The 15,191-nt window shown below is 29.8% G+C and carries 17 protein-coding genes, 1 pseudogene and 1 riboswitch; of the genes and pseudogenes, 9 read left to right on the top strand and 9 right to left on the bottom strand.

Annotated features, from left to right (window positions below; all coding sequences use genetic code 11):
- Position 1: 1 nt before the first annotated feature.
- The 6 genes from mbhE to U472_RS12030 all read right to left on the bottom strand — a co-directional run bounded on the left by mbhE (position 2) and on the right by U472_RS12030 (position 2,884).
- On the bottom strand, positions 2 to 709 hold the full coding sequence (gene mbhE / locus U472_RS12055; RefSeq protein WP_068718792.1) for a hydrogen gas-evolving membrane-bound hydrogenase subunit E: 708 nt from the start codon (positions 707 to 709) through the stop codon (positions 2 to 4).
- Positions 706 to 942 (bottom strand): Na(+)/H(+) antiporter subunit B, encoded by a 237-nt coding sequence (locus tag U472_RS12050; protein ID WP_245684798.1) that lies wholly within the window; start codon positions 940 to 942, stop codon positions 706 to 708. The genes mbhE and U472_RS12050 overlap by 4 nt, the downstream gene beginning before the upstream one ends.
- Positions 942 to 1,259 (bottom strand): monovalent cation/H(+) antiporter subunit G, encoded by a 318-nt coding sequence (gene mnhG / locus U472_RS12045; protein WP_281201114.1) that lies wholly within the window; start codon positions 1,257 to 1,259, stop codon positions 942 to 944. The genes U472_RS12050 and mnhG overlap by 1 nt, the downstream gene beginning before the upstream one ends.
- Before the next feature lie 43 nt (positions 1,260 to 1,302).
- Positions 1,303 to 1,545 (bottom strand): MrpF/PhaF family protein, encoded by a 243-nt coding sequence (locus U472_RS12040; protein WP_068718786.1) that lies wholly within the window; start codon positions 1,543 to 1,545, stop codon positions 1,303 to 1,305.
- Entirely contained in the window at positions 1,542 to 2,054 is a 513-nt protein-coding gene (locus tag U472_RS12035; protein ID WP_068718784.1) for a Na+/H+ antiporter subunit E, read from the bottom strand. The genes U472_RS12040 and U472_RS12035 overlap by 4 nt, the downstream gene beginning before the upstream one ends.
- Positions 2,055 to 2,158: 104 nt before the next feature.
- Entirely contained in the window at positions 2,159 to 2,884 is a 726-nt protein-coding gene (locus U472_RS12030) for a DUF3298 and DUF4163 domain-containing protein (RefSeq protein ID WP_068718782.1), read from the bottom strand.
- 351 nt (positions 2,885 to 3,235) lie between these two features.
- On the opposite strand from U472_RS12030, the gene U472_RS12025 reads away from it, so the two are divergent.
- A complete protein-coding gene (locus tag U472_RS12025; protein WP_068718780.1) occupies positions 3,236 to 3,919 on the top strand; it encodes a cytochrome c biogenesis CcdA family protein in 684 nt (227 codons plus the stop codon).
- A gap of 17 nt (positions 3,920 to 3,936) precedes the next feature.
- Complete coding sequence (locus U472_RS12020) at positions 3,937 to 4,527, top strand: TlpA family protein disulfide reductase (RefSeq protein WP_068718778.1); 591 nt, start codon at positions 3,937 to 3,939, stop codon at positions 4,525 to 4,527.
- Between the two features lie 51 nt (positions 4,528 to 4,578).
- Here the strand turns inward: U472_RS12020 and U472_RS12015 are convergent, their stop codons facing one another.
- A complete protein-coding gene (locus tag U472_RS12015; RefSeq protein ID WP_068718776.1) occupies positions 4,579 to 4,785 on the bottom strand; it encodes a DUF378 domain-containing protein in 207 nt (68 codons plus the stop codon).
- Positions 4,786 to 5,432: 647 nt separating this feature from the next.
- Complete coding sequence (locus tag U472_RS17075) at positions 5,433 to 5,666, bottom strand: hypothetical protein (RefSeq protein ID WP_068718774.1); 234 nt, start codon at positions 5,664 to 5,666, stop codon at positions 5,433 to 5,435.
- A 671-nt stretch (positions 5,667 to 6,337) separates the two neighbouring features.
- Here U472_RS17075 and U472_RS12005 point away from each other — a divergent pair.
- Together U472_RS12005 and U472_RS12000 are read left to right on the top strand one after the other, a co-directional pair.
- Positions 6,338 to 6,994: a transglycosylase SLT domain-containing protein gene (locus U472_RS12005; RefSeq protein WP_068718772.1), complete on the top strand. Its 657-nt coding sequence runs from the start codon at positions 6,338 to 6,340 to the stop codon at positions 6,992 to 6,994.
- Between the two features lie 620 nt (positions 6,995 to 7,614).
- Positions 7,615 to 7,658, top strand: a riboswitch (PreQ1 riboswitch).
- An 8-nt stretch (positions 7,659 to 7,666) separates the two neighbouring features.
- The gene (locus U472_RS12000) at positions 7,667 to 8,350 is read left to right on the top strand and encodes a queuosine precursor transporter (protein ID WP_068718770.1); all 684 of its coding nucleotides are present in this window, start codon (positions 7,667 to 7,669) and stop codon (positions 8,348 to 8,350) included.
- A 34-nt stretch (positions 8,351 to 8,384) separates the two neighbouring features.
- Here U472_RS12000 and gloA read toward each other — a convergent pair whose 3' ends face one another.
- Positions 8,385 to 8,774 (bottom strand): lactoylglutathione lyase, encoded by a 390-nt coding sequence (gloA, locus tag U472_RS11995; RefSeq protein WP_068718769.1) that lies wholly within the window; start codon positions 8,772 to 8,774, stop codon positions 8,385 to 8,387.
- Between the two features lie 394 nt (positions 8,775 to 9,168).
- Between gloA and U472_RS17255 the strand changes: the two are divergent.
- From U472_RS17255 to U472_RS11970, 5 genes and pseudogenes are all read left to right on the top strand, one after another.
- Positions 9,169 to 9,768: pseudogene (locus tag U472_RS17255) on the top strand (MBL fold metallo-hydrolase).
- A 148-nt stretch (positions 9,769 to 9,916) separates the two neighbouring features.
- On the top strand, positions 9,917 to 11,218 hold the full coding sequence (locus tag U472_RS11985) for a glutamate--cysteine ligase (protein WP_068718767.1): 1,302 nt from the start codon (positions 9,917 to 9,919) through the stop codon (positions 11,216 to 11,218).
- Entirely contained in the window at positions 11,219 to 12,535 is a 1,317-nt protein-coding gene (locus U472_RS11980) for a circularly permuted type 2 ATP-grasp protein (RefSeq protein ID WP_068718765.1), read from the top strand.
- 38 nt (positions 12,536 to 12,573) lie between these two features.
- Positions 12,574 to 13,353 (top strand): enoyl-ACP reductase FabI, encoded by a 780-nt coding sequence (locus U472_RS11975; RefSeq protein ID WP_068718764.1) that lies wholly within the window; start codon positions 12,574 to 12,576, stop codon positions 13,351 to 13,353.
- A 1,019-nt stretch (positions 13,354 to 14,372) separates the two neighbouring features.
- The gene (locus U472_RS11970) at positions 14,373 to 15,161 is read left to right on the top strand and encodes a YdcF family protein (RefSeq protein WP_068718762.1); all 789 of its coding nucleotides are present in this window, start codon (positions 14,373 to 14,375) and stop codon (positions 15,159 to 15,161) included.
- Positions 15,162 to 15,191 lie beyond the last annotated feature (30 nt).

The following is a 15,191-nucleotide window of genomic DNA, read 5'->3' as shown; positions in this document are numbered from 1 at the left end:
GTTATTCCTCCCTTACTAAACGATGAAATATAATTGCCAGACCTGATCCTACTTTAATACCAGTAGCAAGGTTTAAAATAGGAATAATCCCTGCACTAACCAATTGACCTGCAATCCCTAAATAAAGGCTAGTCTGACCATTTGCTAAAAAGTTATATCCTAATAATATTCCTAGCAGTCCAGTTAATACAAAAGAGATTGCTCCAAGGCTTTCTAAAAGTGATTTTTTCCCTAAAGCTTCTTCTTCCTTTACATATCTAATCCCAAAAGTAATTTTTAATAAAATGAAGGTAGTTGCTATAACTACTCCCCCAGCAAAACCACCTCCAGGCGATAGGTGACCATAAGCGATTAAATAGAAGGCTAAGATATATAAAAAAGGGATAATAAAGCTTATATTTTGGTAAACAATCTGGGAGAAGTTTGTATCTGAAACAAAAACTCTTTCTTTGGTAGCCAATAATGATATGGCAGATACAACAATAAAGATAACTGTAGCCTCACCTAAGGTATCAAAACCTCTATAATCAAATAAGATAGCAGTTACTAGATTAATAGCACCAGTATCTTTGACCCCATTTTCAATATAATGTTGGCTGAGTTGATACTTATTATTAGCTAGGTTACTATCTTCAAATAGATCTGAGAAATTGATAAACAATAATATTCCTAAGCCAAGAATTAGGATTAGTATATATATCTTCCTCATCTTTTTCCTCCTGTCTTATCGATTGTAATGATAAAGAAACCTGTAGTAATGCCACTAGCAACTACTACTTCAGTTAGAGCTACATCAGGAGCCTGTAATATTATAAATAGAATAACAAGAGTTGAACTTAATAGGGATAAGGCAATCAATGAATTTACTAAATCCTTAGTAAATGATGCAAAAAAAGCAGTTAATAGGATAAATAATAATAATAAATATACTATCATTTCCATCATAATAAACCACCATGCTTCTTTTCTTTTAAGTCATCTCTTATTAAGTGGGATCTTTCTGCAATAGAACCACTCTTAGAATAATAACTTGCTCTAGCTAGAGCATGACTAGTAACTGGGTTACTAATAATTAAGAAGACAATGATTAAAGATAATTTTAAAGAATAGAGGGAAAGCCCCTTAAAACAGATAACTCCCAAAAGAACCGAGATACCTCCACCTGTCAAACATTTAGACCCTATATGTAACTTAGTATAAAAATCTTCAAATCTAATCATACCAATAGTAGTGACTAAGAAGAAAAAAGCTCCATTTATAACTAAAAAATAACCGAGTAACTTAATAATTTTGATCCCCTCCTTAATGTCCGAAGAATTTAGCCATAATCAATACATCGACGAACAATAACAGAGCATAGACTATAGCGACATCTATAAAGATTTCCCGTTGAAAATATAAGCTTAGTAATACCAAGATTAACAGGAACATTATGCCAATTGAATCAGCAGCAGCTATTCTATCAAAGACTGTTGGACCTTTGATGACTCTATAAAAGGTCAATAAAGCAGAAAGTAAAATTACTATTATTATAATTTCAATCATTTAAACATCCTCCTGATAATTCTTTCAAATTTACCAAAAATCATCTCTTTAATTTTATTATCTTCTTCAAATTTTAAGTCTAGACAATGAATATATAATCCATGGGTTTCACTATCTAAATCCATAGTTATTGTTCCAGGGGTTAGAGTTATAGAATTGGCTAAAATAGTTAATTTAATTAAGCGATTTCTCTTTCCTAAATCTGTAGGAATTTTAACAATTGCAGGTCTAAAATTCTTTTTTGGATGGAGTACAAAATAAGCTACTTTATAACTAGCTATAAACATTTGGCTACTTAGATAGATAGCGTACCATAAAAATGCCCATGGTTTTGTAATTAATTTTTTAGAAAAAAGCTGTGTAAATGAGCTATTAATAATTAAGACTACAATGGTTGAAATAGTTAATCCAACTACTAAAGAAGATAGGGAAAAATCACCTGTCATAATAATCCAAGTAATATATAACAAAATAACTGTAAAGATATTATTTTTATCTATTATTTTCATTAGATCCTCCTAACATAATTTGGTTTTTTGTCATTTTTAGCTGTGGATCAGTTTGAATCAAAGTAATTTTAAATAAATTAATATCGGGGAGTTTGTTATTGAAATTAGAATTTAAACAACTTTAAAGGAATTTTAAATTCTGGTGTCCCAGTAGAATATGGTGCAATTTCATAGACCTGAAAATATATGACTAGGTTATTTTCCTGAAGATAAAAGTTTGAATTTTTAGAGAGTATTTTAAGATTATGAGTATCATCAGCAAAATACAGTTCTTGATGTTTCCTAATTTTATTTTTAATCTTATCATTAATAGTCTTTTGATAATCTTTATTCTTTCCTAATAAATCCCCTAAAGAGAGTTCTTTTCCAGTATGGAGGTTTATATTAAAGGCTTCTTTGAAGTAATTACCATGAGCACCACCAGTATATTCATAATAAGTAATAGTTAAACTTAAAATATTATCCTTATTATAATAAACCTGATAGTCGGTAGATGATTGATAAGGATAGATAGGAAATTCATAATCTTGAGCATCTTTATTGTGCTTTTTAGCTATATTTTTTAGGTTATTACTGAAGTTAACTATTTTATTTTTAAAGGTTCTGTTTAACCTATTTTGTAATTTTTTATTTTTCATACCACTTATCTTTGGTATCTTTAAGTCTATTTTAATTAATTTATTATCCATTTTGATTCTTTCTTCTTTAATTTTTATCTGTTCTAAAGGTGTAGATTCTTTATAAGAGCTGAGAGTTATAGGGGTAGTAGCATAAAGAGAACTAGAATATAACATTGAAATCAGTAATCCAATTAAAATTTTTTTCTTCATTTGATATACCTCCTAATCTAAGCTTATAGTTTCATTAATTTATTTATATTTATAATAATTCTAGATAATATCTAATCTTCCTTTTGTAATATTAATGATTTAGATTTGGTTAATAGTCTTGAGGATAAGAATAGTTCTAATTTTATTGTTTTAATAGTAATTATGTAAGATATATTAGCTAAATTAGAGTTTATTCTTTAATAGTAGACTAGGTTTTAATAGGGAATACAACTAACTAAAAGTTAAATGTTTTTGTATTTATAAAGTTAATATGATATATTTTTAATTAGAATATATTATAATATTCAAATATAATGATACTAACATTGTTAATTTAGTCAGGAGGATTTTATGGAAAATATTTCAATATCTATTGCTTTTTCAGCCGGTTTTATTTCTTTTCTCTCACCTTGTGTTCTACCACTAGTTCCTGCTTATGTAAGTTATATAACAGGCAGTACAGCAGAGCAAGGGAAGGTATTTACTTTAATTAGAGCTATAGCTTTTGTAATTGGTTTTTCAATTATATTTATCCTAATGGGAGCCTCAGCAAGTTATTTAGGAAGGATTTTTGCTTATTATAAACCTTTATTTACAAAGATTAGTGCTATATTGATAATTATCTTTGGTTTGCATATGAGTGGTTTATTGAAAGTAAATCTATTATACAAACAATTTAGGTTTAGTGAACCTAAAGAAGTTAGTAATTGGGTCAGTTCTATAGTCATAGGAATGGCTTTTGCAGCAGGGTGGACCCCTTGTGTAGGTACAGTTTTAGGTTCGATCTTATTATATGCTGGTACTGAGGCTACTTTGAGTAGTGGAATTTTATTATTGATCTTTTATTCTTTAGGATTAGGAATCCCCTTTATAATAACAGCGGTATTTATTAATAAGTTTACAAGATTATCACCAAAGATTAATAGATATTTACCTGTGATCTCTAAAATCAGTGGAATAATAATGATTATTTTTGGACTACTACTTCTCTTTAATAGATTTCAAAATTTAAGTAGATATTTTTATATATTTTAATCTTAGGAGGGATTGATATGAGTAAAAGAAGTTTGAAAATGATTATAGTCATTCTGTCAATTTTAGTAGTGATTAGTGGAGTAATGTTTTATAGTCAAGGAGCTAATAAGGATAGCACTAAGTTTATTCAAAAAGATTTTAAGGTTAAAGAAGAATCGGAAGCTAAGAGTAAAGTAGATGTTTATGGTCTTGGAATTGGGGATTATGCTCCAGAATTTAATTTAGATAATCTAGAGGGGGAGGATATCCATCTTAGTGATTATCAGGGCAAGTACCTGTTATTGAATTTTTGGGCAACTTGGTGTCCACCCTGTCGTAAGGAGATGCCTGATTTAAATCAGTTTCATCAGAAAAATAAAGATGAATTTGTAGTAGTGGGGGTTAATATCGGAGAAGATAAAGAAAATGTAAAGAAATTTATGGAAACGGGTGGATATGACTATCCAATTTTATTGGATAGAGATCGTCAAGTTGCATTCCTCTATCGTGCTTCCGTAATTCCTACATCTTATTTTATTGACCCTGAAGGTCGAATTCAATATATCAAAAGAGGGATGGTTACTAAGGATGAGTTAGAAGAGATTAAAGAGGATTTAATGAATAGATAAGTATTATGTATTGGGCTTCCTTAAATTTTAAGGAAGCCCTTTGCTTTAAAGTTACTCTACTTCATTTCTATCTCTAAATAATAGACTGATAGAATATAGTCCAGCCAATCCAACTAATGAATAGATGATTCTGTTCATTAGATTTAAGTCACCAAAATGGGTCATAGAGATAGCAGCTACTAAATCAAATCCAAATAATCCTATAAGTCCCCAGTTTAGAGCACCAATGATGACTAGTAATAAAGCAAGTCTATCCATTTTTTCATCTCCTTATCTATAATGAATTCTTTATTTATTATCCCATAAAGTTAGGAGAGATATTCAAAAAGCTATTAGTAAATAAATTGATATATTAATAAATTTTTAAGTATTCAATTTAGAGTCTTGGGCTAGCACAGATAAACTATTTTAAAAGTGAAATTTAATGGGGATATTGCAGCACTTTTACTTTTTAAAAGTAGACAAAATCTTAGGTTGCAGCCCAAGACTACTTCCTACGGGGTACGCCTAAGAGAGCCTTACTTTTGCACCCCAAGAGTACTTCCTCGGAGAAGAATACTCTGCAAACCTTTCTTGGTAAACCCAATCAAGACTCTTCGTGGCAGAGCCCACTCACTCCGCAATCGATATCTATTGAAGTTGAGAAATATAGAAGTTCTATCTCAAAGATTCCATTGTTATTATTATTTTTTGAGAGTACTTACTTCGTTCAAACAATAATTCTTTTCTCCTTTAAAGATCTTAACATTCTAGACTGATGTAAAAAGTGTCGCAATATCTCTATATAATGATATATTTAGATTTCACTTAAAGTTAAGTGACCATATAAAATTGATATATTTAGTAGATAATGATTCTCTTAATTAAGAAAAGGAGTCCAGATGAACTCCTTTTAAACTCTAATTTTAGTAAAGTTGTTGATTGGGCATATCATCTGATAGTTCATCAGATAATTCATCTGGCACATCACTGATACTGACTATCTCACCCATCTCGTATCTGTTTTGAGCCAATTCTATGCCACCTAAGAGAATATGAGCTAGACCAAAGCCAGCAATTCCCCAACCTAATGTGGGATTAAGAGAACGAAGTTTCATCCCTACTCCTGTTACCACAGTACCAAGGGCAGCAGGAATCATACCTTCTTGGATTCGATTTTGAATAATTAATCCCTCCTTAATTAGAGTTCCTTATTAGTATTGTTTAAATTCTCTTTAATCATACATTATATTTTAAATATATAGTTAGATTTAATGGGCATAAAGTAAGATCTTCACTCTTTAAAAAGTAACCAAAATTACGAATTTTACTTTAAGTTTAAAAAGAAACTCTCCGTGGTAAATCTAATCAAGACTTTCTATGATAGAGCCTACTTACTTAGCAACTAAAGGTAGTTATTATCATTAAATTAGACTCTTTGCTTAATTCAAACAGAAGATTTTTTATTTCTAAAGATTTAACTAACAATTACATATTGTATCAACTCGAAAGTGTGGCAGTCCTTTAAGGAATATTTCCGCACAATTTCAGGAAATGAATATATTATATTCATTGATATATAAATTAAACCATAATTATGAATAAATTTAATCTATAATGAATATATTTTTAGCAGTTCTTTTTGGATATATTTGTAAAATTATTTTTGCTAAACTTATTGGGCTTGAAAAGACTTATATAATTATTGAAAAATATTTTAATTTATGACTTGAAAAAAGTGTTAAAAAGTATTAATCTAAGATTATAATATATTTTTATTAGTAAATATTCTTGATTAATATATAAAATACCATATAAAGGAGGCTTTAGTGTGAAACATAGGCTATCATATATTATATTAATGTTGTTTATTATCTTAAGTTGCAGTTATGATATTTATGCTTATGAGCATCAAGTATTAGAAAATTATATAGCTTATAGGATAAAATATATTCATAATATAGCTTATAATAGTAATATTACTTTAAGCAAAGATAGAGTAAGAGAATATGCAAATGCTATTGTTAGTTGGTCAAATTACTATTCTAAAGAATTAAATGTAGTAATTGATCCATTATTAATTACAGCAATCATAGAGACTGAAACCAACTTTGTCTCTAGATCAGACTATGATCAGGGAGAGAGTATAGGAATCTCTAGTATGAGGGTAGATACTGCCAAATGGATTGCTAGGAATATGGGTGTGCAGTATAATAAATGGAGAATGTTAGATGCTACAGATTTAGGGATTAGGTTTACCGTATATTATTTAGGTTTGGCTTATCAGCAATATGATGGAGAGATTAATAAAATTATTATCTCTTATAATCAAGGTTTTAGTAGTGCTGATAATAAGGATATAGATCAGCTTTATAATAATTATCTCTTCAAAGTATTAGGGCGTTATAATTATTATAAAAAGAGGATAAATTCATATGGCTCTTCAGCTAATAAATATTTTGCTTATAAATTTTCGCAATTAGAATAGAATTGATAAAAAGAGTTTATAGGAGATCTTATAAACTCTTTTTATATTAATCTAATTTGTTATGTTGATTAAACTCTAAATTCCAGCTCAACTTTTGCTTCGTTCAAACAGAAATTCTCTTCGCTTTTAAAAACCTTAACTGTCTACTGTAAACTGAAGTAAAAATGTCAGAATATCTCTATATTATATCAGTTCTTCTACTAGTACAATANTATGGCTCTTCAGCTAATAAATATTTTGCTTATAAATTTTCGCAATTAGAATAGAATTGATAAAAAGAGTTTATAGGAGATCTTATAAACTCTTTTTATATTAATCTAATTTGTTATGTTGATTAAACTCTAAATTCCAGCTCAACTTTTGCTTCGTTCAAACAGAAATTCTCTTCGCTTTTAAAAACCTTAACTGTCTACTGTAAACTGAAGTAAAAATGTCAGAATATCTCTATATTATATCAGTTCTTCTACTAGTACAATAGATTAATTTAATTAAATTATTGAAATTTAGCTGACGTTTGTTATACTAGTTAAAGTAGTAAATATTAATAAAATTAAAGCTATTAAAGGGTAAATGTATAAATTTTATGATATTTACTTGGCTTTTTAATTATAAAGAAACCAGAAGAAGCAGTTCGAAAAATCCTGCTATAAAAAACTAAGGAGTGGTTATAATATGTCAAATGAAATGCTTTGGATTATTTTGATGATAGTTAACTTTACTTTTATTCTACTATCATATAAGTTATTTGGAAAGTTAGGGCTTTTGGTATGGAGTGGTTTTGCTATTATTTTGGCTAATATTCAGGTTTTAAAGACTGTTGAACTATTTGGTATAGTCTCAACTTTAGGTAATATAATTTATGGAACATCTTTTTTGGCTACAGATATTCTTTCGGAGAAGTATGGTAAGAAAGAAGCTAGTAAAGCAGTTTGGATTGGCTTTTTTGCTTTGATTTCATCTACTTTAATCATGTGGTTATGTTTAAAATTCATACCCCATGAATCAGATTTTATCAATGAAAGTCTAGTTGATATCTTCTCTATAATGCCAAGAATAACAATAGGTTCTTTAATTGCTTATTTAGCAGGGCAGCTACATGATGTATGGGCATATCATTACTGGAAAGAGAAGTTTAGTAAAGATAGTCAACTTTGGATTAGAAATAATTTATCTACAATGGTTTCACAATTAATAGATAGTCTCTTATTTACCTTTATTGCTTTTTATGGTCTCTTTGAAATTGATGTCTTTACACAGATTTTAATCACAACATATTTTATGAAATGGTTGGTTGCTGCCTTTGATACACCAATTGTTTACTTAGCTAAAAAGATTGATAAACCAATCTTTAAATAATAAAAATGCTCTCCATTAATGGAGAGCATTTTTATTATTTCTGTATGATTTCAGTACGGTATCCATCTGGGTCTGTTAGGAAGTAGTAACCGCCACTAGCTTCTTTACTTAAGCTTTTGATATCGCCTACTTGATAGCCAGCCTCTTTGTGTCGTTTATAAGAATCTTCTAAGTCATCTACCACTACAGCAAAATGGCTATAGCCATCCCCAACTGTATAAGGTTCTTTACGATCATAATTATATGTAAGTTCAAGTTCAAAATCTCCTACAGGACTCTTCATATAAACAAGAGAAAACTTATATTCTGGGAAGTCCCTTCTTCTAGATATTTCAAAATTTAAAGCATCTTCATAGAATTTAATTGATTTTTCTAAATCAAGTACTCTAACACAAGCATGGACATATTTATAAGTTTGTGACATAAAATAAAACCTCCTTCTAAATATTTGTTTACATTGTATAGGGTAGATATTTAATTGTCAACCCTTTATTATTAATTAAAGAGTTGATATAATATAAGCGATAAGCATAATTAATACTAATAAAGAGGATTTAATCAAATTTGATTAAATCATACCATAAAATATAGTTATCCAACTTTAAAATTTATCATAAATAGGATATTGTAGCATTTAACCTTGCTAATTCTTAATTTTTGGAATTATCGTAGTATACCATTAAAATTTACTTTAGAGTTAAATATCTATGGCTATCATATTTTAAGATTGAATAAATTATTCTGTTAGAATAAATAATAGATTGGTTAAACTTTAAATAAGAGGAGGGAAGTTGATGGATCTTAAAGATTTATAGTAGGTGCAGGGTTATATCCTAACAGATAATGCTAAAAAAGGGGTAATAGTTGATCCTGGTGGAGATACTAATATTTTAATTGACTATATAAGCTCTAATAGTATAAAATTAGAGGCAATTATTCTGACTCATTGTTATTACGACCATATTTTAAGTGTTGAAGAATTACAAGCAGAATATAGTTTACCAGTGTAGATACATCAAGAAGATATAGATGGCTTAGCAGCCCCAATGGTTAACTTATCAGCTAATCGTTCTGTAAAGAAGACCAGCATCAAAGCTGATAGAGGATTAGAGGATGGGGAGTTGATTCAGATAGGAGCAATGGAGTTAGAGATTATTCATACTCCAGGACATACCCCTAGTGGTATTTGTATTAAAGTTGAAGATTTGTTACTAACAGGTGATACTCTCTTTAAGTGGTCTGCAGGGAGAACAGATTTGATTGGTGGTAGTTATGAGGATTTGCTTGATTCTATTACTAATAAAATAATTGAAGTGGATGATGAATTAGCTGTATATCCTGGTCATTATTACTCTACTAGATTAGAGATAGAGAAGAAGAGAAATTCTAAGATACTAAGACTAATGAATGCTAGATAATCTGGAGTAAATATAGTATTTGTAATAGTTTTACTTTTTGTCTTATCCTTCTTGAAACAAATAATTTAATATAATTTAATCTATGTAGGGGTTTGATTAATCAAACCCCTACATAGATTAAATTATATACTGTAAATGAGGTGGAAAAATGAAGAGCAAGGATTTGAAGGAGAAGTTAATTTCATATTTTAGAGCAGGTGAATGCCAAATAGAGTCCCTAGGAATGGAAATAGAACATTTTGTAGTAGAGAAAGATACTTTAAAGAGTGTAGGTTATCGTGAAATTGGAGGTGTGAAGGAAGTACTAAAAGAATTAGAAAAAAAAGGCTGGGAGGGTCAAAAAGAAGGGGGGAAATTGATTGGACTTAAATCTGCAAAGGCTGATATTACTTTAGAGCCTGGAGGTCAACTAGAGATAGGAATCAGCCCTCAGGAGAAGATTGAGGACTTAAAGAAGATTTATCTTAATTTCTTAGATGATATCATTCCGATTTTAGAAGAGAAGGGCTATTGGTTGATTAATCTGGGATATCAATTACATAGTAAGATTGAAGAGATTGACTGGAATGCTAAAGAGAGATATAAGATGATGTCAAATTACTTGGCTAAGACAGGTAAATATGCTCATAATATGATGAAGGGAACATCAGCTTTACAGGTAGCTTTGGACTATAAAGATGAAGAAGACTTTATTAAAAAGTTTAGGATAGCAAATACTCTATCACCAGTGCTAAGTAGCTTATTAGATAATTCCCCATTTTTTGAAAGTGAGGTTTATGAAGGGCAAGCCTTACGTACAGTTATTTGGGATAATACCGATAATGAGCGTTGCGGTATTGTAAAAGAGGCTTTTGATGATGATTTTGGTTATGAAAAGTATGCAGAATATATTCTAAGCCGTAGACCGATTTTAATTAAAAGTGGGGGAGAGTATATTCCGACCTTTGAGCAGAATAATTATCAAATATTTGCTAAAAGAGAGTTTGACACAGAAGAACTGGAACATATTCTAACAATGGTCTTTCCCGATGTTCGAGCTAAACAGTTTATTGAGATTAGGATGGCAGATTCACTACCACCTGAATATAGTTTTGCAGTGGTAGCTTTATGGAAGGGTTTGTTTTATAACCAAGAAGTATTAGATAAAGCTTATAATTTTATTAGAAAATTTAGTTTAGCTGATGTCTTATCTGCTAGAAAAGAAATTATAAATAGAGGAATTGAAGCTTATTTAGGAGAATATAAAATGGTAGAGATAGGGCAAAAGTTACTTGATTGGGTAAAGTTATCTTTAAAACCAGATGAAGTCAGATATTTATCTCCTTTACTAGCTATAATAAATAGTAAAGAGACTTTAGCCAATAAGGTAAAAAAAGAGTTAAAGCTAAAGGGAAAAAGGGAAGTAATTAAAGGTCATATCTTAAATTTGCTTATTAAGGAGGATAATTAGGTGGAGGCGGTTTATAAGAGATATCAAGAGATATTATCAGCAGATCCAAATAAATATTGTGAGGATTATCAGAAGCTTTATAAGAAGATGAAAGATTCTCCTGCTTATTATCATGGTCAGGTAATTCCTTTTTTATATCAGCCTTTATTTTTTAGTAAAAAAGAACTTCAAATTTTCAAAGAATTAACAAGTCAATTAACGGATATTCTAAATAAAGTAATAGCTAGATATTTATCTGATAGTAAGTTCCGTTCTTATTTTGGTTTTTCTAAAGAGTTAGAAAAGTTAATTTTAGCTGACCCTGGATATGAGTGCTCTTTCCCTATGGCACGTTTTGATATCTTCTATTATGGGGATAAAAACTTTAAGTTCTGTGAATTAAATACCGATGGTTCTTCAGGGTCTGTTAAGACCAATGTCTTAGAGGAATTCTTCCTCTCTACACAGGTTATAGACCAGTTAAAAGAAGAATATCAAATAGCATATTCTGAATTGATTGAGAGCTGGATTGATACTTTATTGGAGAATTATCGAAAGTTTAATCCTAATCATAATAAACCCAATATTGCTATTATGGACTTTGAAGGTTATGGGATGGTTAAAGAGTTTGAGTGTTTTAGAGATGCTATTAAAGAGCGAGGATATCAGGTCAAAATCATTGAACCTAGAGAGTTAGAGTATCGTGACGATAAGCTATATAGTAGTGATTTTAGAGTCGATTTAATTTATCGCAGAGCTGTAACTTTAGATTTGATCGATCATTATGATGAGATTGAGGATTTTATAGCTGCTTACCTTGATGGAAATGTCTGTGTAGTAGGAGGAATTCGCTCTCAGGTTATTCATAATAAGATTATCTTTGCTATCTTACAAGATTTTGATAAAGTAGATTTTTTAAGTGAAGATGAGCAAGATTTTATTAAGAATCATATTCCTTATACAAGAATCTTTAATCCCGCTGATGATGAATTATTTAATTATGTCAAAGATAATAAAGACTCTTTAGTATTAAAGCCTATGGACTTATATGGAGCAGATGGCGTTGCTATTGGAAGAGATTTAAGTCAAAGTGAATGGGAAGATAGATTAGGTAAGATTGAAGGAGAGACCTATTTGGTACAAGAGTTCTGTTTAGTACCCGAAAGGGAGATGGCAGTCTTTGATGAAGGTAAACTCTCTTTTGAACCTTTTAAATATACTTTAGGGTTATTCTTATACAATCAAAACTTTAAAGGTATTTATACAAGAGCTGGAAAGGATAATGTAATTGCTAGTGCAACAGGTTGTGTTACATTACCAAATTTAATTATAGATTAGTTCAATCAAATTTAATTATTATTTTAGGAGGTGCTCTTATGGCTACAGGATTAATGGCAGGTAAGAAAGGTTTAATTATGGGAGTTGCAAATCAGAAATCAATTGCTTGGAATATTGCTGAGAGATTAAAAGAAGAGGGTGCAGAATTGGCTTTTACTTACCAGAATGAGCAGATAGGTGAGAAGGTAGTTCCACTCTTTGAAAGTATAGGAGCTAAATTTTATCAGACTTTAGATGTGACAAGTGATGAGGATTTTAGCAAGGTATTTGGTCAGTTATCTGATGCCTTTGGTGGTGAGATAGACTTTATAGTCCATGCAATAGCTGGAGGTCCTGCTAAAGGGGATTTAAGTGGTATGTATCTAGAAACCAGTCGTGATAGTTTTAGTAAGGCTTTAGAGATTAGTGTCTATTCTTTTGTTAAGGCTGTACAATTAGCTTATCCACTGATGAGAGAAAAGGGTGGCTCTGCTGTTACTATGAGTTATTATGGTGCAGAGAAGGTAGTGCCTAATTATAATGTAATGGGTGTGGCTAAATCTGCCTTAGAGTCTTCAGTACGTTACCTAGCTGCTGATTTAGGAGAAACTAATATTAGAGTCAATGCTCTATCTCCTGGTCCAGTATTGACTAGAGCTGCCAGTGGAATCGGTGATTTTAGGAATATGTTAAAAGAGTTTGCTGAAAAGACCCCAATAAAAAGGTTAGTAGAGAAAGAAGAGATTGCAAGTAATACCCTCTACCTACTAAGTGATTTATCTTCTGGAGTAACAGGTGAGATTATTCACGTTGATGGTGGGTATAATGTTAAAGCATAAATTATTTTTTACAATCTAACAATTTTTAGAAAGAGGTGGGCTTTTAGGTCTATCTCTTTTCTATTTTAAAAATTGTTAGATAATTTTTAAACTTTCTAATTAAATTGTTGTTCCTTGGTGATATTAGACTTAAAAAATAGAATTCAAGTAAATGGCTAAAGATTACTAAAATCCTAATTTAAAATAATATTGCTGATATTAATATTTTAAATTTATCATAACCATTAATTTTATCAGACAAATTCAAACTAACAACTCCTCTCGGTAAGAATGAATCTAGCGAAGATTTTTTTGAATTGTTCTTTTAAAATAGCAACATTGGTCAGTCAAATAGACATGAGTATTTAATTTGCTACAATAAAACCTTTTATAAATAAAATAAAAGCATTTTGAACACATTAGTCTAATCTCCTTTCAATATTTTAAGATACTTAAGAGTTAGAGGTTATAAGTATATATGCAACAAACAGCATAATCGACACATATATAACACCAATATGTAAATTTTATATCGAGGTTGTGTTAATTATAATTATTATTGTTATTTTTGTCAAGGTGTTCTTATCTTTTTAACAGATAGTTGACATTTATGTGTGATGTTGAGGTTGGTTTATACATTTCTCAGAATAATAACCTCTTATATTGGTGGAAGACTGATACAATAGAGAGATAATGTTACATTTTTCATATAATTTTGAGTAATTCTCAATGCTAAGTCACTCACACTGATACTTACATATCCAGTAACTGTTCTATCAGAATCGAAATTTAACTAGTGCTATGCATTAATATAGAAAATAAATATGTGCCTAACTTTTGTTACTTTTTATTTCAAAATATTTGAAAATATTGATGTAGATTAAATAAGTTATTATATGATAAGTTATATATAAAGGAGTAGTATATTGGTAAACTATTACTTGCTTCTTAGTAAATTGAAAGTTTAGAGATAAAATAAAGGAAAAACCTTATCAAACTCGAAGTAATGAATTAATAATTTAAAAGGGGTGAAATATAGGATGGTGTATTATATCAGGAATTTCATTGCTAGTTTATTACTACCGCCAGGATTATTTTTATTATTAATAGTTATTATAATTTTACTCAATTTTAAAAGGGTAATCTCTTATACTGAGCAGCGGAATAAAAAGAGATGTATCTTTTGGGGATTAATCTTCTTATTATTTTCAGTATATATTTTTAGTACTCATTTTGGAGAATTATTTCTGGTTAAGCCTTTAGAGAATGATTATGTTCCTTTAGATATAAAAACTTTATCAGAAGAGAAGAGTGTAATTGTTATCTTAGGTGGAGGTACCAAACGTGGTACACCACGAGGTGAGGAAATTGGAACTATAACCTTAAGTAGATTATATGAAGGCTTTAAATTATACCAACGGACAGGTTATGATATAGTTGTAACTGGAGGGACTCCACCAGGGATGTCAGGTATATCAGAGGCAGAAATGATGAGAGATGTATTAGTAGAGTTAGGGATTTCCTCTCAAGATATAATAATAGAAGATAAAGCCTTGACCACTTGGCTTAATGCTGTCAATACTACAGACATTTTAGATGGTTTAGGTTATAGGAGGATTATATTGGTTACTGATGCTATTCATATGAGACGTTCACTTTCTTCTTTTGAGAAGAATTGGGAGTATAAATTAATATCTGCTCCTGCTGAGTATCTGATGGAGAGTGAGGTTGATGTTCTAGATTTTCTACCTAATAGAGTATCTTTAGATAATAATATTAGGGCTATGCATGAATGGATAGGACTTATTTGGTATATATTTAAAGGATAGGGTGATTAATTTGAATTAAAATTTAAGATG

It is taken from the genome of Orenia metallireducens, from assembly GCF_001693735.1.
Lineage (GTDB): Bacteria > Bacillota > Halanaerobiia > Halobacteroidales > Halobacteroidaceae > Orenia > Orenia metallireducens.
The sequence above is the reverse complement of the archived record's forward strand: the minus strand, read 5'-3'. Positions and strand labels throughout refer to the sequence as shown.

Coding starts and splice junctions, on each gene's coding strand:
- mbhE (WP_068718792.1), bottom strand. CDS start 709: ATGAGGAAGATATATATACTAATCCTAATTCTTGGCTTAGGAATATTA.
- U472_RS12050 (WP_245684798.1), bottom strand. CDS start 942: ATGGAAATGATAGTATATTTATTATTATTATTTATCCTATTAACTGCT.
- U472_RS12040 (WP_068718786.1), bottom strand. CDS start 1,545: ATGATTGAAATTATAATAATAGTAATTTTACTTTCTGCTTTATTGACC.
- U472_RS12035 (WP_068718784.1), bottom strand. CDS start 2,054: ATGAAAATAATAGATAAAAATAATATCTTTACAGTTATTTTGTTATAT.
- U472_RS12030 (WP_068718782.1), bottom strand. CDS start 2,884: ATGAAGAAAAAAATTTTAATTGGATTACTGATTTCAATGTTATATTCT.
- U472_RS12025 (WP_068718780.1), top strand. CDS start 3,236: ATGGAAAATATTTCAATATCTATTGCTTTTTCAGCCGGTTTTATTTCT.
- U472_RS12020 (WP_068718778.1), top strand. CDS start 3,937: ATGAGTAAAAGAAGTTTGAAAATGATTATAGTCATTCTGTCAATTTTA.
- U472_RS12015 (WP_068718776.1), bottom strand. CDS start 4,785: ATGGATAGACTTGCTTTATTACTAGTCATCATTGGTGCTCTAAACTGG.
- U472_RS17075 (WP_068718774.1), bottom strand. CDS start 5,666: ATGATTCCTGCTGCCCTTGGTACTGTGGTAACAGGAGTAGGGATGAAA.
- U472_RS12000 (WP_068718770.1), top strand. CDS start 7,667: ATGTCAAATGAAATGCTTTGGATTATTTTGATGATAGTTAACTTTACT.
- gloA (WP_068718769.1), bottom strand. CDS start 8,774: ATGTCACAAACTTATAAATATGTCCATGCTTGTGTTAGAGTACTTGAT.
- U472_RS11985 (WP_068718767.1), top strand. CDS start 9,917: ATGAAGAGCAAGGATTTGAAGGAGAAGTTAATTTCATATTTTAGAGCA.
- U472_RS11975 (WP_068718764.1), top strand. CDS start 12,574: ATGGCTACAGGATTAATGGCAGGTAAGAAAGGTTTAATTATGGGAGTT.
- U472_RS11970 (WP_068718762.1), top strand. CDS start 14,373: ATGGTGTATTATATCAGGAATTTCATTGCTAGTTTATTACTACCGCCA.